This window comes from Mucilaginibacter glaciei, assembly GCF_014773245.1.
In the GTDB taxonomy this organism is placed as follows: domain Bacteria; phylum Bacteroidota; class Bacteroidia; order Sphingobacteriales; family Sphingobacteriaceae; genus Mucilaginibacter; species Mucilaginibacter glaciei.
In genome coordinates, this window is sequence record NZ_JACWMX010000006.1 from 1 (window position 1) to 24245 (window position 24245).

The following is a 24245-nucleotide window of genomic DNA, read 5'->3' on the forward strand; positions in this document are numbered from 1 at the left end:
GTAAAACGTGCTTGCGCAATTTGGTTCCTGAGGCTGGCTTAAACTAGTTATTCCAAATCAGTGATACTCTTTAATTCATTTAAAAATTGGTTCGAAAAAAGTCCAATAGGGTTCACCTCTTGGGACAACACAGAATTCCTGGTCGTTGTCCCATTTTTTTTCCTATTAACTTGCTGTTTACCAGGTAAATAAAATTAAATATCTCCCCTATTTTCGCGGTTCTAACTTTCAAATCCTCAAATGTGAACTTTTCAGGGTATATCGAACCAATCAGTTTCCGTTTGCTTTTACGGTATCATTAAGGCTATTTTTTTGTTTCATAAAACCTGTTTTATTTCCGCAAACGGTCGGTGTTTCGCAATTTGTTTCACAAAATATTCACACTGTTTCACAAAAGCAAATGAGCAATAGCGAATTTGACCAGGCTATCGGTTTTAAGGTACCCGCGCCTACAAGACCAACGCGATTTATTTGGTGATGATCATTTACCGCGCCAAAAAGGAATTTAATTTGAAGGTTTACTGGCCCAAGGCATTTTTGACGATATAAAGCAATGTATTACCAGGTCATGATAAGGATGCCGATTTTGCGGGGGGAACCGAAAGTTATTAGCACTTGCCAGAAAACCTTAGCCAATACCTATATGCGCTTACATCAAAGAACGTTTCAGTTCTGTCTAATTTTGCTTTGATGTGTTGTAGATATCCGTAATTTCTTCGGCGGATAATGCTTCTTTAAATACCATTGCCTTATTAATATTCCCATGATAGATCCGTTCGGAGGGGAACTCCTCGTTACGGCCGAGTGTCCATTTGTTGCTGTTAGATAGATTTACAGCTTCATCCATTGCTGTTGTGCCTTTTAAAACACCATCTATATAAACACACAGGGTTTTGCCATTGCAAACGCCGGCAATATGGTGCCATTCGTTCCGCCAGTTGGCCGGGAGCGGCACGGTACAATCGCCTCGGCCCCAGCCGCCTGCAAAAAAAGAGAGTGTCTTGCTATCGCTGACCTGCAATACGTGGCTGTCGCCTTTTGTAAATATATCTACCAGCCCTTTTTCTTCCCCTACCGGCTTTACCCAGGCCATCATGGTGATGGTTTGGTCCATTACATCCAATCCGGGTGAATTATGCACTTCTATAAAGCTGTGTTCGCCAAAAACAAAGCCCTTATTTTCAACAACTGGCATACCTGTATCAGGCAGGATATACCCATCGTTGTGAAAGCCCGATTTATCTGTAACCTTATCACCCGATACGTTTTCCAACGGCGATAAATTAAGTAATAAGGATTCTTTTGAACTTTGATAAACTTTAAAAGTAACCGCGGCGCTATCTACGCTTACATACTTAAAACCACCATCAGGTGCCGGCCACTTATGACTAACAACCTTTTTTTCTCCCGGGGCAAGCACAAAACTGTCCTTAAATAATACGGCAGTATTAACCATTAAGGGTACATTAAAAGAGCATGTTACTCCCCCTGTATTTTGGATAGTATAAGTTAGCTGTTGCTCCCCGTTTATTTTAACAATAGCCTTTGCCGTTAAACCACTTATCACAAACGGGTGGGAATTTGGTATCACCGGTTGCTTTACCATTATCGTTACCTTGCTCAAATGTTCCAATTGTAAAATAGTTTTACCAATTGGATATAAACGAAGTGCAATAGAATCAGTTATTTTTTGACCGGCCTTTAGTAAACAGGTTTTAAACGCGTAGTTCTTACCATTTACAAATACAGTTATTTTTTTTGTGCCCATACTGCCGCTATTTAGCAGCGTAAATTTTACTGTTAAAGGCTGATTAGGCGCAACAGATTGGGTACTTACTTTATAATTCAGCAATTTAATAACAGGGCTGCTTTTGGTTTCTGATAACATGTAAGCGTTTTTGTTAATGGGCCAATTACTTACGTGCCTGCTCATGGTAAAATGGAGATTGCTGCCATTCGTCAGCATAGTATGTGGTAAAACCAATTGCTGCCATGGTTTACCGTTCACTTTTACCGACTGTATATAATTATCGGCAGCAGCATTATCCGTTCTTATAACAAGGTTTTTTCCGTTAGATAGGTGAAGCGTTACCTGATCAAAAATCGGCGCGCCTATCGCATAATACGGCCTGCCGGGGCAAACCGGGTAGATACCCATGACACTGAAAACATACCAACTTGATGTAGAACCGAGGTCGTCATTACCGGGCAGTCCGCCCGGTGTATCACTAAACCTGTTCAGCATAAATTGCCTGCACCATTTTTGGGTTAAATTTGGATACCCCGCCTGGTTAAATAGGTAGGGTAAATGAAAAACAGTTTCGTTATCAAACAATATAACGTTATTGGTTAATGCAGAATCTAACCGGGCGACAAAGGCCTTTGCACCACCGCTCAGGTTAATTAAATCCCGGGTGTTTTGTGGCACGAAATACGAGTACACCCATTTATCGCCCTCTTTATAGCCCGACATGCCCGGTTCCATTTTCCACTGGTTACCGCTGCGCGGAAGCATGAAAAGGGCATCTTTATTAAACAAATTGCGGTAATTGTAGCCCATTTTCGATAGCCGGGTACAGTCCGCTGGTTGGTTTGCAACTTGCCCTGCAAATTCGCCCAACGCCCAGTTGTCATATGCATATTCAACCGTACGGGTCACCGACTCCGACCGGGTGAAAGGAATATATCCCATCTCGTTATACAGCTCCAGATCCGGCTGGATAAATGGGGGTTCTAAAACACTTTTTTTCATGGCGGTGTAAGCCAGCTGCTTATCAAACCCGGTTATGCCTTTTAAATAGCTGTCGACAATAATGGGGATGGCGTGGTTACCCGTCATGGATTCGGTTGGCAGGTGCCCTGTTTGCTTGTAAATATCCAGCATAGACAGTATAACATCCTTTTGTTTATCCGGATAAAGCAATGTTAAAAGCGGATGCAGCGAACGAAAGGTATCCCAGGGCGAGAAACCACCGTATTGGCTATTGCCACTTTTTTGATGCACCAGTCCGTCGGCACCTTTATAGCGACCGTCGGCATCATCAATTACCCAGGGGATTAAGAGCGAATGGTATAACGCCGTGTAAAAGTTGGTTTTATGCTGCGTGCTTTTATCCGCTACATCGGCAACAGCCAATGCATTCATCCAATTGGCGGAGGTATGCCGATGAATTTCATCAAACGATAAAATACCAATTTCATGATCGATATTTTTTTGAGCTCCGTTCAAACTGATAGATGAGGTGCTCATTTTTAGCACAATAACTTTATCGGCAGGTTTAAATGTGAAAAGCCAACCTCCCTTTACCTCTTTTTTATCCTGGTAAGCCGCGCTGAAATTAATAACCGTATTGCGATGTGAAGCATGTACTATACTTTTAGAGGGGGTACTTACTTCGCCCGCATCGCCAATAAAAAGCTGCGGCGCACGGCCATCTGTAAAACTAAAACGAAACAATCCTGCCCTTGCAGTAACTGTAGCTTCTGCCGTGGTATGGTTATCATTAAAGGTAACTTTATAATAACCAGGTGTAGCTGTTTCCTCCTGATGTGAAAAATGCCTGCTGCTTTTGCCGGCTTCAAAAAAGCCCTCATCAGCTACCGGCATAACCCAAAACCGCCCTGCAGATCCTTCGGGGTAACCGCTCAGGTGCCCAAAGCAGCTAAAATAGTAAATCGCGCTATCAGCATAGTCATACCCTTTTGCAGCGGTAACACGGGTTTCGGGACTTAGTTGCAGCGCGCCGGATGGTGCAACCGCCCCGGGGTAAGTGCCGCCGTTGTTACCCCATTTGGTAAGTACATTACTTTTTGTTGTGCCTATGAGTGGGTTTACATATTGCAGGTGATTACCTTGCTGGGCATCGGCATTAATAAACCACGTTAAAGCAGCTGTAATAATCAACAGGGTTCGTGCAGCAAATCGTCGCATATTCTAAATAACGTTGCTATATTTTAATGTAAATTTTCTTCTTATCCATAGCATAGGCTACCAGCCAGCATAGTAGCATATAGCAAATGGCAAATACTAATGTGCCTAACGCTCCCGGGAACAAACGCTGATAAAACACCCGGTTTATCCATTCGTAAAAGCTTAAACCCGGTGCTACCCATAACATCTGTAATGTGGTTAATAACAACTCGGATAAAAGATAAATAGCCAGTGAATTTTTACCAAAGGTTAGGAAGAAGCCCGTACCTCGTTTTACCTTTTCTACCTCTATAACGTATATCAACAAGCCTAATATACATAAGTCTATCCCGATGGTTAGCAGTGTGAACGAACTGGTCCATAATTTCTTGGCTATTGGAAAAAACTGCCCCCAAAACAAAGCCAATGCAATTAGTAAGGCACCGTAAATGAAGAGTTTGGCAACAGCTTCATAGTTTTTACCTTTCCGCTGGATAAAAGCCCCCGCCAAGTAACCGCCTATCACATTTACGATTCCGGTAAGTGTACTTAGTAACCCTTCGGGATCGAATGCAATGGGGCCTCCTTTATCATGGTATAAATGATTGTTCCCTAAAATTACGATATCGAGTTTTGTGCCTGCATTACCAAGCATGGTGTAGATATTACCCGGCTCACCAAATTGAATCAAAAATACCCAGTAGCCTATCAAAAGTAAAGCGGTTATGATTACCACCGTTCTTAGTGAGCAGTAATGCACAATAAGCGCCCCGAAAATATAGCAAAGCGCAATACGCTGCAAAACCCCCATAATGCGGGTGTTTCCTAAAGCATTAAACTCCCAACCCTCACTAACCCGGTGAAAGAATGGGAACCAGTACATGACGTAACCCAGCAGGAATATAATAACAGTCCGTTTCAGGATCTTACCGATAAAGGCCGCATCAGTTTCCAGTTTCTTTTTAGAAAAGCTTAAGGCGTTGCCAACGGCAAATAAAAATGAGGGGAATACCAGGTCTGTTGGGGTGAAACCAAACCATGCGGCGTGGTCCAACGGGGCCCATACCGTTGCTCCCGAACCGGGCGCATTTACAATGATCATAAAACAAATAGTAATACCACGGAACACATCAAGCGCGGTAAATCGTTCTGCAGCTATAGCCATGCTTATATATATATTATTTAATTTCTGATGATAATATATGTTTAACCCTGCCTGCAGCCGGCTCGGCAATTACCCGCACAGCTGTTGGTTGTTTGCCGTCTTCATCATAAATCACCAGCTGGTTGCCGCCTTTGTTTAACCAGCACTCGGGTATATACAGCCCGGTAACTGCAATCTTTTCGGGATAGCGGCCCAGGTTGTGCCCGTTCACCCATATCGAGCCATGCCCCAGATTTTTTGGATCAACCCGCCATATCAAAGTTTGCCCTGCAACCAGGTTGGTAATAAAGGCCGAGCGATAAAAGCATGGTCCGGTAGCAATCCGCGATTGGGCACTTAATTTTTGCCAACCGATTGTTTGATTAAGTTTACCGGGGCCGCCTTGCATTGCCCAACCGCTTACAGTGGCTGCATTGCCAATAGTATTTAAACTAATCGGCTGGTCAATACCGCCTTCGTTAGAATAGTTCTCTATAAAAAGTGTTATCCTGATAGGTCGCTTTAGTACGGCAGTATCGCTAATGGTTATCTCAAAAGGGATGTTCCAGCCTTCATGGCGTTTAACCTGTTGGCCGTTTACAAATACGGTTGCATTTTCATCAACGCTTTTAAATGACAGCGTTACTTTGGATGTACCTGTTGCAAGCTTTGGTATAAGTGTTGTAAACCAACCAAAACCTTGTTTTAAGTTAAACGCATCGGCACCAATTTTATATTTTTTAAATGATACCGTATCAAACCGGGGCGCTCCATTTTTGAGTGCATCGCGGTTTGACGCTTTCGAATAATACCAGTTGTTAACGTTGCTGAGGTAAGGGCCGCCTTTTTTTAGATATACGGCGCCGTAAATTCCCTTTCTATCCACGTTATTTATTGGGCCCACGTAAGCTGCCAGTTTATCACGGCCGTCGTGTGCAGTAAATACAGCCAGTGTGTGCTTCCCTTTTTTTATGTTGAGGGTAATTTCGCCGGCACTCAATTGCCATGTGGCGGCCGGGTTGCCATCAATATAAGCCCGCGCCCTGCCGCCGCCTTTTGCTTGTAAAGTGTACTTGCCCGTTTTGGAAATGTGTAAATTAGTCCGGTACCAGGCATCAGCAGTTATATCGCCATCGGCTCCCATTTGTAGAGGGAATTTGCTTTTAAGCCAGTTATTTGTAGCTGCGTTTTTATCGGCAGCACCTGCGCCCGTTTTATATTCCCATTTACTTAATGCCAAACCCGCGGGTTGTTGTGTGCCAGCGCTATTGTTTTTATTTAGTAAAACAGCCTCCTTATCGGTATAAAGCCAGGTATCAGCTGTAGTTTGCGCGGTTAAGGGTTGTTCTGTTGTTATACTGATGTTTTTACCCATTACAACAACATCCCCGGTGTAAGCGGCACCACTAACAATATAAGTTTGCCCCTTGTAATCTGCTATCCAGGTATGGTCTGTCTGGCTACGGCTCATTACCAAAATGCGGATGGTATGGTTACCGGTTCTGAAGCTGTATGCTGATGGTTTATTACTTACCGGTGCAAGCCCTGTTAAATTTACCTGGTTACCGTTAATTTTCAACAGCGATGATTGCGTAACCGCTGTAACGTTCCCTTTGGTTGAAAACTGTAATGAAAGGGGGCTGCCCGGTTCTGCATCGGCAATCAGGGTAGTTGTATTATCCTGTTTTACAATTGCAAAGATGCGCGTATAAGCCCAATTGAGCATTACAAACGGCGTAATATTAAAGTGATGCACAAGCGGATAAATCTCGCCAGGGTTTAATAACAAGGTGCCGTCCATCCCCTGCAGCCTTACAGGTAATGCTTTTTTACCGGGGTTATCAATAAAAACAATATCGCCATCCGGGCTTTTGCGTGCAGTGATCTTTACGGTAGTATCCGCAACTAAATTACGGTACGTAATACTATCATTTGTGCTGTTTTCCAGCACATCCTGAAAACTGCGGGCAAACCAGGCTGCACGTTTAAAGACATGATAAACAGGCCTTATATCACCCGCCTGCCCAATTGCCGCGCCATAATCATAGGAGGCGGCGTCTTCATCATTGTTGGTGTAACCAAAGTTGGTGCCGCCATGTGCCATGTAATAATTGTACCCGTTGCCGCCATTGGCGATAATCTTCCAGGTGCGGCGGTCGTATAATGAATCGTCTCCCGCTTTGGCACCGTATTGGGAATACCACACGCTCCAAAACTCGGTAGAGAACCAGGGGTTTGGCCTTTTGGGGTCGTTAAAATTTCCGTTTATGGCCGGGTCGGTTGCGTGATGCAGCCCGCTGAAAAAATAGGGCACCTGGAGCCCCATATGCAACGCCTTAGTTTGCAAATGTTTAAAATATCCATCAGGTATTACGGTTCCCCAGCCGTTGTTGTGTTCGTTTTCCAGTTGCACCATTATTACGGGGCCGCCTCTATTGATCTGCCTGTTAAACACGATAGGCAAAAGATGATCAAAAAAACGATCTACATACTTTTCAAAAGGTGCGTTGTGCTCCCTTACCCGCAGGCCGGTTTTAAATTTTAACCATATGGGGTAACCGCCGCTATCCCATTCGGCGCAGTAATAGGGGCCAACACGTACTATAGCGTATAGCCCCAATTTATTTGTCAGATCAAGAAAAGCACCCAGGTTATGGTCGCCGGTAAAGTCAAATTTACCTTCCTGCGCTTCGTGAAAATTCCAGATGGTATAGATCTCTACGCAGTTGAAACCTGCACGTTTAATACGCAGTAACCTATCGTACCATAACTCGCGCGGTACACGGGCATATTCCAGCCCTGCCGAAACGATAAAGGTGCGTTTGCCATTTACAAGAATACCTTTACTGTCAAAATCTATAAACGGTTTGGCAGCTGCAGATGCCGCAAACATATGATCATTTATGGCCTGGCTATAAACAGCCTTGATATTAAAAACTGATAAAACTATCGCGAGAACCAGATACAGTCGCTTACTCATCCTTACTAATAGTTAGCTTTTTGCGCCAGAGCGCTATATTTAGCAAACATCTTTTTAGCCACCATAGTTTCGTTACCTGTAGCAACGTTGGTATAAGCGTTATTGTGGGTATTTACCCATTGCCATTCCCAGTTTTTTACCTGCTTATCAAAACTTTTTGCATCAAACGGCACCCCGGATGCTAAAGCTTTATCCATTTGAGTAAAATACATTGCCCAGCGTTGTTTGTAATAGCCTTTAATTAAACCTGCCCATTGCCTGTTAGAATATTCGCTAAGGCCGCTTTCCTTATCGCCCCATAGGGTAACCAGGTTACGCGCATTCAATTCGTACAAATTTTGCTCGCGTGCAGTGATGCCATTGGCACGGGCTTCATTTATCCATTTACCTAATAAAAAATCTTTACGGGTAGCCAGCAGCACATCCATATCATCCATCAACTTTAAAAAATCCATACTGTGTTTTTTAAAGGCAACACGGTCTTTATTATCAACTGCCGCCGCCATTTGCTGTTGCAGCGGTGTGGCATAATTGGCCAGCACCTGGCGGGTTACATCTACCAGGTCATATTTAAAACCGTCGCTTTCGTTCAGGCTATCTGCAGCCTGTATCAAATGCCCCCAGGCGGTTATCAATCGGGACGGATCGTAATTTAGTTTGGTTAAAACGCGATCTATGGTTTTCTTTAAAGTTGGGCGCGCGATAATGATCGATTCAGGGCCGCCTTCGGTAAGGCCGCCGCTATAAACCGTATTCAGTAGAATATGCCAGGCCTCATTTGCTTGCCGGTTTATGCTGCCATAGCGCCTGTGTGCATAATCTTTTAGCCAGGCATCGGCATCTATCGGTGTATCGCGCCAAACGTTTTCCAGCATCAGGGCAAAAAGGGCAGGGTTTTGCTCTATCCCTTCGGGTGTGATACCGATACCGCGCATGTTGTTAGATTCGGGGTCGTGCAGGGCAATGGCCGGGTCGGCGGCGACATGTCGCATACGGCCAAATAAACTAATGTTCCCGCCAAAGTTTTGCAGCATGCTCCAGATCCAGGGTTTGCCGTAATAAGCATCGGTGCGGTTCCAAACCGGGTGGGCATCGCTGTACAGATCAAGCACAATCATCTGCTCGTTAGGTACAGCATTAAGCAACGCTTTTATTTGCTGCGGCTGCCAGAATTTATTGTTGTAATGAAACATCCATCCCTGCATTACCCAAATAGCCTGCGGGTCGGCAGCGGCCATAGAATTAAATACTTTCTTGCTCATTCCATCCAGGTAGGTAGAATCATTGGTGGGCGGCACATTTTCGTTAAAGGTATCTGCAGAGTAAAGATGGTCGGTGCCAAACTCTCTGGTTTGGGCCTCAATATATTTCTTACCGATGGTTTCAAACATCGGGTCATCCGGGTCAAGGATATAAACATCTGGGAAACCGGCATCCCAGTTGGTCTTTTTCACTTTAGCTCCAGGGAACTTGTCTTTAAACGACGGTGGCACATGCCCGGTAAAAGATGACAATACCGGTTTCATCCCGAATGAACGCTCGCGCCCCAGGATCTTTTTCTGCAGGTCTCTATGGCTATCCATCCAATGCTGTGGCAGCGGGCCGCCCCATGCATCAATGTTACCCATCCAAAACCATGAGAAATAAGCCGGGCCGCTAAAAAAATCGTCCAACTGTTTGTTGCTGAACCCCATGCTTTTGTATACATCCTGCCAAACGGCCTCTTCGCCGGTAATAGCTAAAGGCATGTTTATGCCATTCAGGGCCATCCAGTCAATTTCTTTTTGCCAACGCTCCCAATCCCACCACGACATGGAGTAGTTAAAGGTGCAATAATTAAGGTAGTAGCGGTATTGATAAGGGGTGGTTTTATGGATGGTGCCAGTAACCTGTGGCAGGTTTGCCGGTATTTTCACATCCGTATTCCAGCTGATCTCTACCAGGCAATAATTTTTAAGATAGTAATTTAAGGCCGATGCAACAGATAAACCGTTGTTGCCACGTAATACAATTTTACCATTACGGCCGGCCAGCTCAAATACATCCTTACCGTTTTGCTGCGGGATACTTTCTATAATAAAAGCATCAGCCCTGTCGCCGGGTATCACCCGGTTTATAAATGCTCTCGACGCCTGCTCATCAACCTGTGCGGCGGCGTTTAAGCTCATTATGATCCCTATAAAAACAAATAACCACTTTCTCATTAATCAGTACTTTATTAATAACAAAGCCGGTAACCTGTTAAAGCTATTGGTAATAGTATTATAAACAGGTTGCCGGCTTCTTGGAATTGTATATTTAGAAATTAGCGTTTTGAATCAAAACACCTTTACTCTTATCTATCTCTACCTGTGGGATAGGGAAATAGTAATTTTTAGGGCGTACAAATGTTACGGTTTTATTTTGGTCGATAGGTGCCTTTGAAACTGGCAGGTTGTAAATAGCAGCAATATCAACAATTTTGGCTTTATCCCAACGCATCAGGTCCTGGTGGCGCTGGTCTTCACCCGCCAGTTCAACGCGGCGTTCGTGAATCAATTCTTTCATGCCTGCACCTGTAACCCGCGGTAAAGCAGCCGAGGCACGGCGCCTTATCTGGTTAATAATGGCATCACCGGCACCTGCACCCTGTGTACGTATCAGTGCCTCGGCTACCAATAAATAGATATCTGCGGAGCGCATTAACGGTACAGCAAAAGTGTGGTCTACACCGCCGCCCGCTGCCGCCGTATTAAATACCGCATACTTTTTAAAGGCAAAGCCGGTTGCCGATAGGTCGGCCGTAAAGGTGGTTAAACCATTGCCATCACCCAGGTCAACCTGGTCGCCAATGGTTAATAGGGTAGCTTTCTTACGCGGGTCGTTGGCTTCAAATTCATTAGATAAGCCTTGCAACGGCTGGCTGAAGCCATAACCGCCCCATGCCCTTGGTATGTAGTAAATTGTAAAGTCGTTTTGTACGACATTCTGTACCGCCTGGATAGAAAACAGCAGTTCGGTGCTGCTTTCGTTAGCGCGGGTAAAGTTATCCTGGTAGTTTGCAGCCAGTGCGTAATTGCTGTTGGCAATAACTTTTTGGCCGGTTGCAATGGCCTGCGGCAACTTTTCCCAATACATATACAACTTGGTAAGCAAGCCCAAAGCGGTCCCTTTGCTTACACGGCCACGGTCTGTACTGCTGTAGCTTTCCGGTAAAAGGTCAACCGCTTTTAGCAGGTCGGCTTCTATTTGCTTACGCACTTCTTCAACAGATGATTTTGGCACGTTAAAGTTTTGCTTGCTGTAATCAGCATCAGTAATAATAGGCACATCGCCATGGATAACCATTAAACGCCAGTAACCAAAAGCACGTAAAAAGTAGGCTTCGCCCATACTGCGGTTTTTAACAGCCTCAGAAATAGCAGTGATCTTGGGGATATTAATGATGCAATTGGTAGAACGGTTGATCTCTTCGTAGCGCCATTTCCAAGGATAACGGATAGCTGCGTTTGATGCATCGTACGTTAAATTTTCAATCCCTTCGTCTTCACCATGGTCGCCCGAGCGCCAGTAATCATCAGATGGGGTATCAAAAGTAGTTTCGGCATGGCCTATATAATCTTCCTCTTCTAATAAACTGTAGATACCTGATACAGCGTTAACCGCATCCTTTTCGTTTCTAAAATAGTTGTCTGAGGTGTAAACACCCTGTTGCTCCAGGTCGAGTGCTTTTTTACAAGCGCTGTTTAATATTACAAGCGCCATTATCGTATATATAATTTTTTTCGATTTCATGATTTTATAATTTAACTGTTAAACCGAATGTAATTGTCCGTACCGCAGGGTATTGCGCTACATCAACTCCACGCTGCACGTTTCCGTTAGTATAACCCAGTTCTGGTGTGTAACCTTTGTAATTAGTAATCATAAACACATTTTGGCCGGATGCATAAACCCGGACACTGTTAAGCGAAGCTTTTTTGCTCAATCCTACCGGAAGCGTGTAGCCAAGTGTTACGTTTTTAAGGCTGAAATAATTACCGCTTTCTACAAACAGGTCTGAAGTGCGATAGTTATCGTTAGAGCGGTCTAAAGACATCCGCGGGATGGAGTTGCTGGTTCCCGGGCCCGTCCACCTGTTTAAAGTTTCGGCATACATGTTGAACGGGTAGGTTGGGTCGATACCCTGCATCCTATCGGCATTGTATAAACTTACACCAAATACGCCGGTGAAATTTGCCGCAATGTCAAAACCTTTGTATGATACGCTGCCCTGTAACCCTACAACCGCATTTGGGTTTGGGTTGCCCAGGATGGTACGGTCATTACCATCTATCAAGCCGTCGCCGTTTAGGTCCAAAAAGCGCACATCGCCGGGTTTGATGTTCCCTTTACGGGAATCGTTTGTTAAAGCAGGATCGCTGTTAATTTCAGCCTGGGTTTGGTATAAACCGTTGGTTTTCCAGCCATAAAAGGATGCTATCGGCTGCCCCTGGTAAGTACGGGAAATTTCCTGGCTCGATCTGCCATAAACCGTTGAGCCTACAAATGTGCCTTCGCCGTTAAGCTTCGTTACCTTATTTTTAATGAATGATGCATTTGCACCTACCGAATAACGTACCTTATCGCCGCCCTGGTAATTCAGGTCGATCTCGACGCCCTTATTATTCATGGCGCCAATATTTTGGGTAGGGATAGTAACCGAACCTGCTGAGCCAACTACAGGAGGGGCTATCAGCATGTCTTTGGTGTTTTTATTAAACCAGGTTATTGTTGTGTTTAACTTGTTGTTCAAAAACCCGGCTTCTAAGCTGATGTTGGTCATTGCTGTTCTTTCCCAGGAAATATCCGGGTTGGCAATTGTAGTAACTGCTGCACCACTTACACCTGTGCCGCCAAATGCATAGCCACCATTTTGGTAGGTTGTACCGGTTTTAATTAAGCTTAAATATTGATAAGGCGGAACGCTTTGGTTGCCTAACTCACCATATCCGCCTGTTAGTTTCAGGTTGCTTATCCAGGTGATATCTTTAATGAACTGTTCGTTGGACAATCTCCACCCTAACGAAAACGCGGGGAAGTAACCCCATTGATTTCCTTTGGCAAACCTGGACGAACCGTCTGCCCTGAAAGTTACTGTGGCCAGAAAGCGGCTGTCGAAATCATAAAATAACCTGGCAAAGCCTGATTGTAACGCAGAGGGCTGGGGTTGGATACTGGAGTTAAACTGTGCATTACCTGTGCCGAGCACGCGCTGGGAAGGGTCGGTATCATCGTACCCGATACGGGAAGCGGTAAAGCCGTAATCTTTAAAGTTCTGATATGAATAACCGCCAGTAAATGTAACGTGGCTTCTACCAAACACCTTATCGTAGGTTAAAAAGGCTTCCAACAGCTGCGATGAAATTTCTTCTTCTGTTTGTGTTAATGTAGATGAGGGGGTTTGCCTTACCTGGTTCACATCGGCAATGCCGAAATTATAGCCGCGGTTCAACGCACCGTCAAAGGCATAATTAACACGTAATTTAAGTTCTTTAACAAAGGTTACCTCTGCAAATGCATTGGCCAGCACACGGTATTTTTTGGTGTACCTGTCTGCCTGCTGAATGGTAGAATAAGGGCTGTTAATGTCCCCTAATTCTGAGTTGGCTTTAGCTGTCCCGTAGGTTCCGTCATCATTAATAAGCGGTATAGCCGGATTAAAGCGCAGGGCCGAAAAGATAAGGCCGGTTTGTGAGTTGTTATTATCAAACCCATTCAGTTCGGCATAAGATAACTGGATGTTTTCGCCCAGTTTAAACCATGGTTTAATCTTATGCTCTGAATTGATACGTGTACTCACCCGTTTAAAATCTGATTTATCAATAGTACCTTTCTCATTATAAATGGAGGTAGAAAGATAGTAGTTAGACACCTCGTTACCGCCCTGTATATTTACATCGCCATTGGTAACCTGGCCCGTATTGAGAATGGCGCGCTGCCAGTCTGTACGCTGCGTGGCATAATAACTATTATTCCATAAATCATTAATAGGAACACCATCATTAGTATAGCGTTCGCGTTTTAAGGTATATAGATCGGGCGCTTTTAGCAGGTCAAGGTATTTGGTGGTATTAGAGAACCCTTTATAAAAATTAACGGTGGTGTTTAGCTTTTGGTTGTAGCTGCCTTTTTTAGTAGTAACCAATACTACGCCGTTTGCAGCACGTGTACCATAAATAGCCGCCGAGGAGGCATCCTTCAATATGTCTACCGATGCTATATCATTCGGGTTAACATCATTTAATGCATCCGGATTGCTGGTTGGCACGCCATCAATAACAATTAGCGGGTTGGCATCGTTTAAAGTACCGGTACCACGAATCCGGATGCTGGGTGCGGCACCCGGCGAACCATCGTTACGTACAATATTTACACCGCTTGCGCGGCCTTCTAAGGCCTGTGCAGCCGAGCTTACCGGCAGGTTTTGAAAATCGCTGCCTTTTACGCTGGCAACAGAACCTGTGATATCAATTTTTTTACTGGTACCGTAACCTACTACCACAACCTCCTTAAGTGCTGATGGTAATTCTTCCATAGTAATGGTGAGAGGCTCGCTCCCGGTTATCGTAACCACTTTTTTTACATAGCCGATGTAAGTTAGTTCCAATACGCTATTATCGGGTGCGTTCAGGGTAAAATTACCGTTAACATCTGTTATGATACCAATGGTAGTCCCCTGGATCTTAACACTTACGCCAATCAATGGCTGGCCTGCTTTATCAACTACTTTGCCCTTCACAATTATCTGGCTATTGACTTCATCCTGCGAGGTGATGATCACCACATTGTTGTCGGCCAGTTTGTACGACAGTTTGTTATCCATCAGGGTAGCCAGTACCTGGCTGATAGAAGCATCTTTAACATTCAGATCAACCTTGCCCAGTTTTTTTACGGATGCGTAGTTGTAAAAAAAACGGTAATCGCTTTGTTTTTGAATTTTGGTAAGAATGTTACTTACATCAGACTGCTTAATGTTAAGCGTAAATTTTTGCTGCGAGTACACCTTGGCAGATACCTGCATACATGTAACCAGAATAAGAAAAAATACCGCTTTCATTAGCAAAATTACTTTAAGGCATGCGGGGGCACCGTGACACGAAAATGCCCTTCTTGTTTTTTTCATTATATTTGTTTTGAAAATTAATGGATAGAGTAAGTGCTCTTAAACTCCTTACTCTTAATAATAGATCCCAGAATTTTTGCGGGGAAGAGCGCCAACTCTTCCCTTGCTTGTTATATACGGATCGATCAGGAATCTGGTAGGTAATTGTTTTTCTGCATACGTTTAGTTTAAATTGTTTATAGTTTTATTTGTTTAAACGGCTAATGTAAACCGTATCGCCGGCCCCCCTCGATTGAAAAGAAGTGATCTGTTTTAGGATAAGCAGCGCACTCTCCAGGTTCTCGTCTTTAAGCACACCGCTTAACTGTTCTTTTTTAAGTGCGTTATCTTTAAATACAATGTGTACTTTGTATTTGCGCTCCATACTTGCTGCTACATCCTCAAATTCGGTATTGGCGAAAACCAGTTTATTATCCAGCCAGGCGTTTTCCTGATATTCATCATTATCCACCACCGGCAGTACTGATAGCTCGTACTTTAACTTAGCCACCTCTTTGGGCGCATTAACCGTATGGTTTGCGGGTGCGGCATCGTTTAATACCGTAAGTTTTTCGCGAGGGGCTAAAACTATTTTCCTGTCGGCGTCGCCCTTTAACTCTATTTGCACTTTGCCTTTAAATAGCGTTGTTTCGGTTTTTTTATCCTGTTTATAAGCCCTTACATTAAACACTGTACCTAATACTTTAACGGTAAGGCCGGCAGTATGTACCAAAAAAGGTTTTTTGTCGTCTTTAGTCACTTCAAAAAAACCTTCGCCATCAAGTGTAACGTCCCGGCGGGTGCCGGTAAAAGTTGCGGGATACCCAAAATGGCTGCCGGCATTCAGCCGTACCTTAGTTCCGTCAGAAAGGGTAAGTTTAAACGTTTGGCCGTAAGGCACGTCTATTTTTTGATCAACAGCAGCCAATGGTATTTTATCTTCAGTTGCTGTACGGGTGTAAAGTGTTATGCCAACTAAACCAATTACTAATATAGCAGCAGCCCCGGCAATCCGTTTAAGGTATTTGCGGATAGGTACGATCTTTATTTCGTTGGGTTGTGGAGCGTTTTCAATGTTTTTGATATTTACCCACAAGGCATCAAGCTTGCTGTTAATATCCTCATCCTGTAAGTTTGCATCAGCGGGCGCTAACCCGGTTTTAAGCGCAAAGGCTACATGATGTACTTTTTTTAAATGCGGATGCGCATCTAAAAAACCTTCCAGCTCTTTCAGTTCCTCTGCACTGGCCGATTTGTCCAGGCATTTGGACATTAATTCAATAAACCTTGATTTTGCCATGGTTCGTCCTTCTGTTTGTAAAGACACACAACCAACCGCTTTTTCCTAAAAGATTTTTTAATAAATTTTAATAGCCGCCGGGCGGGGCTATTTTATGGTGCTTTCCAACTTTTTAATGGCTATGGCTAATTGGGCAAAAACGGTTTTGGGCGATAGCTCAAGTATCTGAGCAACCTCGTTGCAGGATAAGCCATCCTCTTTTACCATCTTAAATATCATTTTACATTTTGGGGGCAAAGCAGCTACCGCACGCAGTATGTTGCTGTGCAGCTGCTTGGATATGAGCAATTGAGCCGGATCTGCAATCAGCTGAAAATAGTAGGCGTTGTTTATATGCTCCTCTTTCAATTGCTTTGAATTTTGACTGCGGATATTATTTAGGCATGCGTTTTTAACCGCCACATATAAATACCCTTGTACATTTTTAATTACCGGTAATTTATGGCGCCCCAACCAAATCTTCAGCAAAACATCCTGCACAACTTCTTCAGCCGCTTCCTTATCACCTAAAAATGAAAACGCATAACGGTACAAATTAAAGTACTGTTGCTTATACAAGTCGTTAAAAGCCGATTCATCGCTATTATGCTGTATACGATGTAGTAAGTCTGCTATTGCCAAGTGATTTTTGTTTATACAACATTTAAAATAGTGCTAAAAATGAAAATCAAACACATCTAAACTACAAAATGCTGCAAAACATCGCACATTTATATCAAATAAACTTATTTGGGTAGCATCCAAATAAACGGAATTTAAAATCTTGACTGAGATTTCTTAAATGGTTCAAAGTGCCAAATAAATTAAAAAACAATGATGTTTTCTTTACACGATTAAATAAGGCTAAAAATTTATTCTAATCCCGGCGGGAGGCTAACCATTAACCATTTAAAATAGCAACTACATTAAATTCTATTATAAGTTGTTCGAAAATAATCCTTTGGAATCTCGTTCTCTTTAATAACCCTAGGGTACAAAACTCGTATCATATTCTATCGCAGCGAAGATTTGCAATCAGAGCGGCTTTTTTGATTTACGATTATAGGCCAAATCAACCCATTTTAATGATGGTAACACCCTTTGGTGCCTGCACATCAATCTTTACGCTCCCATTAGCCAGCCTGGTATTCTTTATGGTTACTGTACCCAGCGGTGTAGGGAAAGTCCCTTCTACATAGCTCAAATCGCCCAGGTGGGGCTCAATTTTGAGCACTTTGCAACCGGGGGCCATTACGTTAACACCTAAAACATATTGCGTTAACCAGGGTGTAGGGCCCGATGCCCAGCCATGACTTAAACTATGGCGGAAACCTTTATAACAAAACGCTCCATAATCGCCATGGATATCCTTTTTACCGGCTGGCACCAATTCATCTATCCGCGATGCGTTGGACAGCCAGTCGATATTAAAATCTTCCCAAAAGGTAGTTGCTCCTAAGGAGAGCATCGGCCCCCAATAATTACGGATAGCATCAATAGATCCCTGGTAATCGCCGGCTTTTGCTTTGGCCAGCAACATATAATAGCCAAAAAATGTAGAGTAATCATGCACGCCCCTGTCAGAAAGTACCGCGTTCGCCTTATCTGCAGGCATCAAACCCGACAGCGATAGAAGCGCAGCCGCCTGTTTTGACTTTGCCGGGTCGGGCACATTTTTTTTTAACCGGGCGACAGCCTCCTTACACCTTGCGGCGGTAACGGGGTCTTTTAATATCGTAGCCAAATCTGCACCCGCGGTTAGCGTCATGGCCAGCATACCTTGTAAACCCGCATGAATAGCTTTAGGATCTGTACTGGAGGGCCAGTCTAAAAACCGTTGCCCATCTTTCAGGTCTTCGCTGTTATTGGCATCTATCTGTTTAACATATTGATTAAGCAGTGCCATCATATAGGTTTTCTGCTGCGTTAAATACTTCAGATCGCCGTTATGCATATACCAATCGTGCTGGATAAGCACCCACCACATCGAGTACGAGACCATTCCGTTCATATATTCTGGCAAGGGGGTTATATCCCGCGCCAGATCGAGGCTTTTAGTTACTACATCGCTATTACCAAATACAGCTGCTATGGTCGATGTTTCGGGGTGCATATCTCCTACCCAAACCAGGCGGTCGCGTTTGATGCCGTCCCACAAGTAATCCTGCATATTCAGGTGTACCGTGTAGGCGCCTGTCATCCAGATCTTGTTCAGCAACGTATCGCTGCTTTTGAATGAGCCCAGATAAGGGATATCCCTAAAGATAAAAATAGCCCGTGCTTCCTTTAACTTGAGTTCGGCGTTATCATCCAGCAAGTCGATCCTTACAAACCGAAAGCCGGTATTACCCACCTCCAGTTTACCTAACCAGGGTAACGAGATCTCAAAATCGCGCATGGCGTGGTCGTTTGTGGCGCCTTTAATGGTATCGATATTACTCATGGCCTCACTTGCCGATTCCCCAAAACGGATACGCACCCTCACGGGTTTGCCCCCGCGCGATTGATCGGTTATCAACTGCAGCCCACCGTGCAGTTCCCGGCCAAAATCAAGCAAAATGCCCGCTTTATTCTGAGCGGTATTGCGCATCAGGCAGTAATCCCTTCCTGCAAGATCAGCCTGCCCTATCCCTGGTTTTAAAAGTTTGTCCGTATTGCGAATGTTGGCCTCATCCTTGGTTGTTTGCCAAAGTAACCTTACCGGCGACAGGTATCGCCGCACAGTAGGTTCTGTTTGCACATCTTTTGAATGTGTACCGGCAAAAACAGGTGGTAACTGGGCGTAGCTATCTGTTAAAAAGACAACAGCGAAAAGCAATAAGCAGATCTTTAATTTATCCATGTATCTTAATATTTGATCACATCAATTTTTACCGGCCCTAACAAACCAGATGATAGTAATCCATTTTTGGGGTCGGGACCGAAGATAACTGATGTAGGCCGTTTATTTGCCAGTATAAAACTATCACCAACCAACCTGTTTACCCAGTTATTTACCACTTTAATTTCCAATTTATTCTTTCCCTGTTTTAATGCCTTTGTGATATCAACACGGTATGGTGGTGTCCACGCGCCGCCCATTTCCTCTCCATTAACAAAAACTTTAGCAATTGATTTAGCTACCCCTAAATCTATCATATAATTAGCGCCTTTCTCCACCCCGGCAACTTTAAATTCCGTACGATACCATGCCGTACCCGAGTAGTATTTGATGCTGTCGACGGTACTTTTTGACCAATCGGTTAACCTGTCAAACTTTACCGGTTTTGATGGCCCGCGCATCGTCTTATCAAAACCCACCATCCAGAGTTGGGTAATATTTATTGTTGCCGATGGCTGCGGATAATTGGTTTTCGCAACATCGACCTGGCCGCCGGCCGGCTTTCTGAATATAACAAAGGCACTTTCTAACGGGGCCAATTGCATCGGGATAGTTGTTGTTGCTGATGTTTGCTTGTATGACGGTAAATCGCGCATAGTTCCTGAAATGGCATCCCATAATTCGGGCTTTTTGCCTGCTGTACGAAACTCCGCATCAATACTAACCGGCACGTTTTTTTGATTGGAAACAAAGTAAATTTCACCGTCCTGTAATTGACGATGAATAAATAAAATTGAATCGCTTTTGGTGATCTTCAGATCGGGGATTGCTTTTGCCATGTTGAGTGCCTCCTGCATTTCCATACCACTTATTACCAGCCCTTTTCCAAAGTGGTTAACCTTGATCGTTTTGCCGTCGATAGCGCCCCATAGCTCGGCCGCTACACTTTGGACCAGCTTATCTGCCGACGAATAGTCCTGCAAACTGGGCGACCGCAAAGGCCGCGGGCCCAACACCACCGCACCCTGTTTTACCAGTTCTTTTATCTTCGCTAAAAGCTGCGGACGCATAGTTTCTAATTTCGGTAAAACTAATACGCTATAACTGATCCCGTTTGGTAACATTAGCTTACCATTTTTAACGGTTAGTTTGTCTCGTATAACTTCGCCATTAACATAATCGAACGAGTAACCTTGGGGCAAGGCAGGATCTGTTACGCCGGTCATTTTAGGTGCGTCCTCGCCAATAAAGTAGGCTACATCTGCAACGTACTGCCCTTGTTGTAGCATCATGTTACAGCGTTTTAAATATTGCAGCAACACATCCATATCATAAAACCAGGTATTGAGCCGGTTAAACTCTACCCCGAACCATGCGGTTAAACCGGGAGCCGGAGTATCGGTGGGTTGCTGAATGTAAACATGCAGTAAAGAGTTATTGATACCCTCGGTAAAGAAGCGGTCGCCACGCTTTTTAAACATGGCAGGGTAGCGGGAGAATGGGTTACCCGACGCAGTAAAAGATTCGGCCGACACCTTAATTTTCCCATAAATATGGGCAGATGACGATGCCGCGCGGTTCTCGATATCGCCAAGATCGCCCTCACTCCAAAATTCGCCCCCTATCTCGTCCGACTGCCCGCCATACTGTAAAAATTCGCCGGGGAAGCCCCAGTGACCGTAATTTTCCAGCCAGGTGGTCAACCCATTTTGATGGCTTATCTCGCGGAGTCCACCAACATATTTATAAGAAACATCATCAGCTATCAGCCGCCTCAAATCCCACAAAAAGCGGTCGCTCCTATCCTGGCTGCCAACAACTTTGCCCTGTATTACCGGCAGGTAAGGGACAGGGTCGTAACGATAAGCTTGTTTAAATTCGGCAATCAGTTTGTCCGTCCAGTTTTGGCCGCCTGTTTCATAGCTATCTTCTACTACCACCTTCCAGGTTTTACGATCTTCTGCCGGGACGCGTTTTAAAATCTGCCCTAAAAATGCATTAAAATGATCGGCTACATGCTCCTTACTCATTTTATCAACTTCTAAACCGCGGCCCTCAGGCGGTGCGGGAGCGTTAATCACGTTGGTTGGCGTCATGCCCGTGCGTTCTATCACCCAGTTGCCGGCCGGTACTTTCCAGTTGAGTGTACCATCTGCCGCCATGTATTTTGTTACGTCTATAACTTTAGCAGGGTCAATTGCATATTTCGATGCCTCATTGGGCTGCGGTGCCCATTGATAAGCTGTCCAGAACGGATGGGGTGTCGGCCACATTTTGGACAGTGTTTTCTCCATGTAGTTCTCCACCATCGGCACAGTTGATAATTTGATCTCGGTGATGCCCGAGTTGCCCGAAACTTTGGTAAACATTACCCTGAAATTTTTAGCGGTGGTGGCAGGTACCGATATAATTGCCGGGCCATAAGGTGTAAAGCCTGTATTCAACTCTGGATTAGTGCGATCTATCGAAAAGCGCTTAACCGTTACATAAACCGCCCCTGTTTTAGCTTGTAACTCCCCTTCTAAATAAACCGGCCTTTTTTTAGTGCTAATGCTTACACTGCTAACCGTGTATGCGGCAGTTGTGTTGATAGCTACCGAAAACGTTTGCCCCGCCTTTAAACGGACGCCTGTTTGTTCGCTACCGTCAAACAAATTAGCTAATGAATCAACCGCCGGAACGGAATTGAACCTGGGTTTAAGGGAGCTGATATCACCCTCATAATCATTCGCGACCGGGTAGGCAATCACTTTCACATCCTGAAAATTTATTTGTGGCTTTACCAAGAGCTTATTAAATAACACGGGACCTTTTACGATTAACTGCGACGAAGTTAAATATCGCATGGCCTGCTTTGGTTTTACCCAGGGCCCGCCCGATTGGCTCCAGCCGGGGCTGTTAAAGATCCCTATCTGGATATTTAGCCGGGTAGCTGTTTTTAACGCGGTGTGTAAAATATCCCACCACTCGTCAGAAAATATCTTTACTTTACCATACGGCACTTCATCCAAACCAATATTACCTATAAAAGCGCGGTTAATCCCTACATTTTTCATCGCCTCCAGGTCTTTAATTACCCCATCTTTAGAGATATTTCCCGAGATCCAATACCAGTATACGCTTGTTTGTACAGAATCGGGGATAGTTATAAACCCGGTTTCGATGGCTTTAAAACTGTTTGAATGATAAGGTACAGCAGGGCTTTGCGCACTTGATCTGGTAAAGATCAAACAAAGGGCAACTAAACAATAGAAAGTATACTTTAACGACATAAGTAATCTGATTTCAGCTTTTTATAAAGAAGCCCTGCGGATGTAGGAAAACGGAACTTCAACTTTTCTTTTGGTATCGTCTAAGATCATTTCGGCAGCCACAGCACCCATATATTTAAAATCGGTCGATATCGTGGTAATACCATTCAGCAACACTTTCTTCAGCGGTGTTTCATTGTACGATATCACACCAACATCCTTCCCGGCCTTAAACTTATACTCCAGTATACGCTCTAATAAAGTTACCAGATCATCTTCCATCAAGTTAATAAAAACGTCGCCTTTATTGATAGGCTCGTTACCGATATCGTTGACTATCTCGTGATTGAAAGCATACTGCTGGCAAAAACTTTTAAAGCCGCTCACAATCTCTGCAGGGAAATAGGTCTGCTCCGGGAATATCAATTTTAACGTTTGATATTTACTTAACTGCACGCGTGCCTGGTAAAGCGCACTATAAATATCCTTTTCAAAGTTCTCATACACAACGCTGTAATCCCCGGTTATGCCGGGTATATTTTTATCTACAACGATCAGTTTATCTTTAGGAATTGCGTTGATCACTTCATTTGCGTTTTCGCCGCCCTCTATAAAATGCGGGATAATGACATAATGCGAGTAGTCGTCTTTTTTTGATTGTAGCAGGTTTTTAAACAGGTTGAAATCATTATTATAGATGTAAAAATCTATCGCCACATCGTCTCCCAGCGCCGCTACCATAGCATCGTAAATGATCTTTTTATGTGCGCTTAGTTTATTGAAAAGCAGAAAAACCTTCAATTTTTGCCTGAAATCGAGGTTGGAAATGCAATAGCCTTTACCGGGAAATGAATTGACCACACCTATCTTCTTTAAATGGCGATAGCTTTTCTGGATAGTATCCCTCGAAATGTCAAACTGATAACTTAGCTCATTGATAGACGGCAGCAGGTAGTCTTTTTTAACCGCCCCCGAATGCAGTGCCGCAATAACCGAATTGGCTAACTGTAAATATTTTGGCGTGGCCGAGTATTCGTCAATTTTTATGAAATCAAAAAAGGTTAGTTGCTTCATTAAATAAAGTTAGCTAATAACGGTTAAGTGCCTGCAAGTAACTCTTTCCGTATAAAAAAGACATTTTTAACTATTTTTCAATACAAATACGGTCATACTTCGGGGGCCATGGGCACCAATTACCAGCGACTGCTCGATATCCGCAGTTTTTGAAGGGCCCGCAATAAATGTCCCGAAATTATAGGTAGTGTTGGCGATCCTGTCGTATGCCTGGTGCATGGTTGGCACAATAGCATCTTCATGGATGATCACCGCCAGGTGCTGGGCTATAAAAGGTACTACCCGATGCTGCATTTCCTCTTCTGTGATCCATACAGCGCCGTTTTCGGCAACGCCAAAGCGCGCGGCTATTATAGCAACTTCTACATCATGCAGATCATGGATCTGCGAAAGACTTTCTAAATTATCCCTGGTCAGTTTTTTAAGCTCTTCCAGTTGTGTTACTATCCTTACGCCGCTGCCATATTGCGCCAGTATGATCTTGATGATGGCAGCATAGTTTGCGACATGAAAAATTTTGCCACCTACCGCGGTTAGCACTTCTGCAAATTGAGCAAGTGAGCCGAAGGCCTGGCCGTCAAAACCACTAAGGTCGGGCAGAGCGGTTAAATCGGGCTGGTTCGCTTGTACTGCGGCTAAGATCTTTTCCCTGCTGGTCATGTA

At 44.1% G+C, this 24245-nt stretch carries 12 protein-coding genes; all 12 read right to left on the reverse strand.

Annotated elements, in window-relative coordinates:
• Window positions 1–676 precede the first annotated feature (676 nt).
• Window positions 677–3931: a GH92 family glycosyl hydrolase gene (locus tag IDJ76_RS14700; RefSeq protein WP_191164106.1), complete on the reverse strand. Its 3255-nt coding sequence runs from the start codon at window positions 3929–3931 to the stop codon at window positions 677–679.
• A gap of 16 nt (window positions 3932–3947) precedes the next feature.
• Entirely contained in the window at window positions 3948–5075 is a 1128-nt protein-coding gene (locus IDJ76_RS14705; protein WP_191164107.1) for an acyltransferase family protein, read from the reverse strand.
• A 13-nt stretch (window positions 5076–5088) separates the two neighbouring features.
• Window positions 5089–8034 carry a beta-galactosidase gene (locus IDJ76_RS14710; RefSeq protein WP_191164108.1) on the reverse strand — a complete coding sequence of 982 codons (2946 nt, stop codon included), beginning with the start codon at window positions 8032–8034 and terminating at the stop codon, window positions 5089–5091.
• Window positions 8035–8039: 5 nt separating this feature from the next.
• Window positions 8040–10202: an alpha-N-acetylglucosaminidase gene (locus IDJ76_RS14715; protein ID WP_224746341.1), complete on the reverse strand. Its 2163-nt coding sequence runs from the start codon at window positions 10200–10202 to the stop codon at window positions 8040–8042.
• 130 nt (window positions 10203–10332) lie between these two features.
• Window positions 10333–11808, reverse strand: coding sequence for a RagB/SusD family nutrient uptake outer membrane protein (locus IDJ76_RS14720; RefSeq protein ID WP_191164110.1), 1476 nt, complete (start codon window positions 11806–11808; stop codon window positions 10333–10335).
• A 4-nt stretch (window positions 11809–11812) separates the two neighbouring features.
• Window positions 11813–15112 (reverse strand): TonB-dependent receptor, encoded by a 3300-nt coding sequence (locus IDJ76_RS14725; protein ID WP_191164111.1) that lies wholly within the window; start codon window positions 15110–15112, stop codon window positions 11813–11815.
• A gap of 250 nt (window positions 15113–15362) precedes the next feature.
• The gene (locus IDJ76_RS14730) at window positions 15363–16457 is read right to left on the reverse strand and encodes a FecR family protein (RefSeq protein ID WP_191164112.1); all 1095 of its coding nucleotides are present in this window, start codon (window positions 16455–16457) and stop codon (window positions 15363–15365) included.
• 87 nt (window positions 16458–16544) lie between these two features.
• Window positions 16545–17078, reverse strand: a complete 534-nt coding sequence (locus tag IDJ76_RS14735; protein ID WP_191164113.1) for an RNA polymerase sigma-70 factor — start codon at window positions 17076–17078, stop codon at window positions 16545–16547.
• A 430-nt stretch (window positions 17079–17508) separates the two neighbouring features.
• Window positions 17509–19278 carry an alpha-L-rhamnosidase-related protein gene (locus IDJ76_RS14740; RefSeq protein WP_191164114.1) on the reverse strand — a complete coding sequence of 590 codons (1770 nt, stop codon included), beginning with the start codon at window positions 19276–19278 and terminating at the stop codon, window positions 17509–17511.
• A gap of 5 nt (window positions 19279–19283) precedes the next feature.
• Window positions 19284–22487, reverse strand: a complete 3204-nt coding sequence (locus IDJ76_RS14745; protein WP_224746342.1) for a glycosyl hydrolase — start codon at window positions 22485–22487, stop codon at window positions 19284–19286.
• 63 nt (window positions 22488–22550) lie between these two features.
• Window positions 22551–23582 carry a GntR family transcriptional regulator gene (locus IDJ76_RS14750; RefSeq protein ID WP_191164116.1) on the reverse strand — a complete coding sequence of 344 codons (1032 nt, stop codon included), beginning with the start codon at window positions 23580–23582 and terminating at the stop codon, window positions 22551–22553.
• A 66-nt stretch (window positions 23583–23648) separates the two neighbouring features.
• Window positions 23649–24242, reverse strand: coding sequence for a LutC/YkgG family protein (locus IDJ76_RS14755; RefSeq protein WP_191164117.1), 594 nt, complete (start codon window positions 24240–24242; stop codon window positions 23649–23651).
• Between the last annotated feature and the right edge of the window lie 3 nt (window positions 24243–24245).

What these genes read in the sequence shown, in the direction of transcription:
- IDJ76_RS14700 (WP_191164106.1), bottom strand. Translation starts at nt 3,931, where the DNA reads ATGCGACGATTTGCTGCACGAACCCTGTTGATTATTACAGCTGCTTTA.
- IDJ76_RS14705 (WP_191164107.1), bottom strand. Translation starts at nt 5,075, where the DNA reads ATGGCTATAGCTGCAGAACGATTTACCGCGCTTGATGTGTTCCGTGGT.
- IDJ76_RS14710 (WP_191164108.1), bottom strand. Translation starts at nt 8,034, where the DNA reads ATGAGTAAGCGACTGTATCTGGTTCTCGCGATAGTTTTATCAGTTTTT.
- IDJ76_RS14715 (WP_224746341.1), bottom strand. Translation starts at nt 10,202, where the DNA reads ATGAGCTTAAACGCCGCCGCACAGGTTGATGAGCAGGCGTCGAGAGCA.
- IDJ76_RS14720 (WP_191164110.1), bottom strand. Translation starts at nt 11,808, where the DNA reads ATGAAATCGAAAAAAATTATATATACGATAATGGCGCTTGTAATATTA.
- IDJ76_RS14725 (WP_191164111.1), bottom strand. Translation starts at nt 15,112, where the DNA reads ATGAAAGCGGTATTTTTTCTTATTCTGGTTACATGTATGCAGGTATCT.
- IDJ76_RS14730 (WP_191164112.1), bottom strand. Translation starts at nt 16,457, where the DNA reads ATGGCAAAATCAAGGTTTATTGAATTAATGTCCAAATGCCTGGACAAA.
- IDJ76_RS14740 (WP_191164114.1), bottom strand. Translation starts at nt 19,278, where the DNA reads ATGGATAAATTAAAGATCTGCTTATTGCTTTTCGCTGTTGTCTTTTTA.
- IDJ76_RS14750 (WP_191164116.1), bottom strand. Translation starts at nt 23,582, where the DNA reads ATGAAGCAACTAACCTTTTTTGATTTCATAAAAATTGACGAATACTCG.
- IDJ76_RS14755 (WP_191164117.1), bottom strand. Translation starts at nt 24,242, where the DNA reads ATGACCAGCAGGGAAAAGATCTTAGCCGCAGTACAAGCGAACCAGCCC.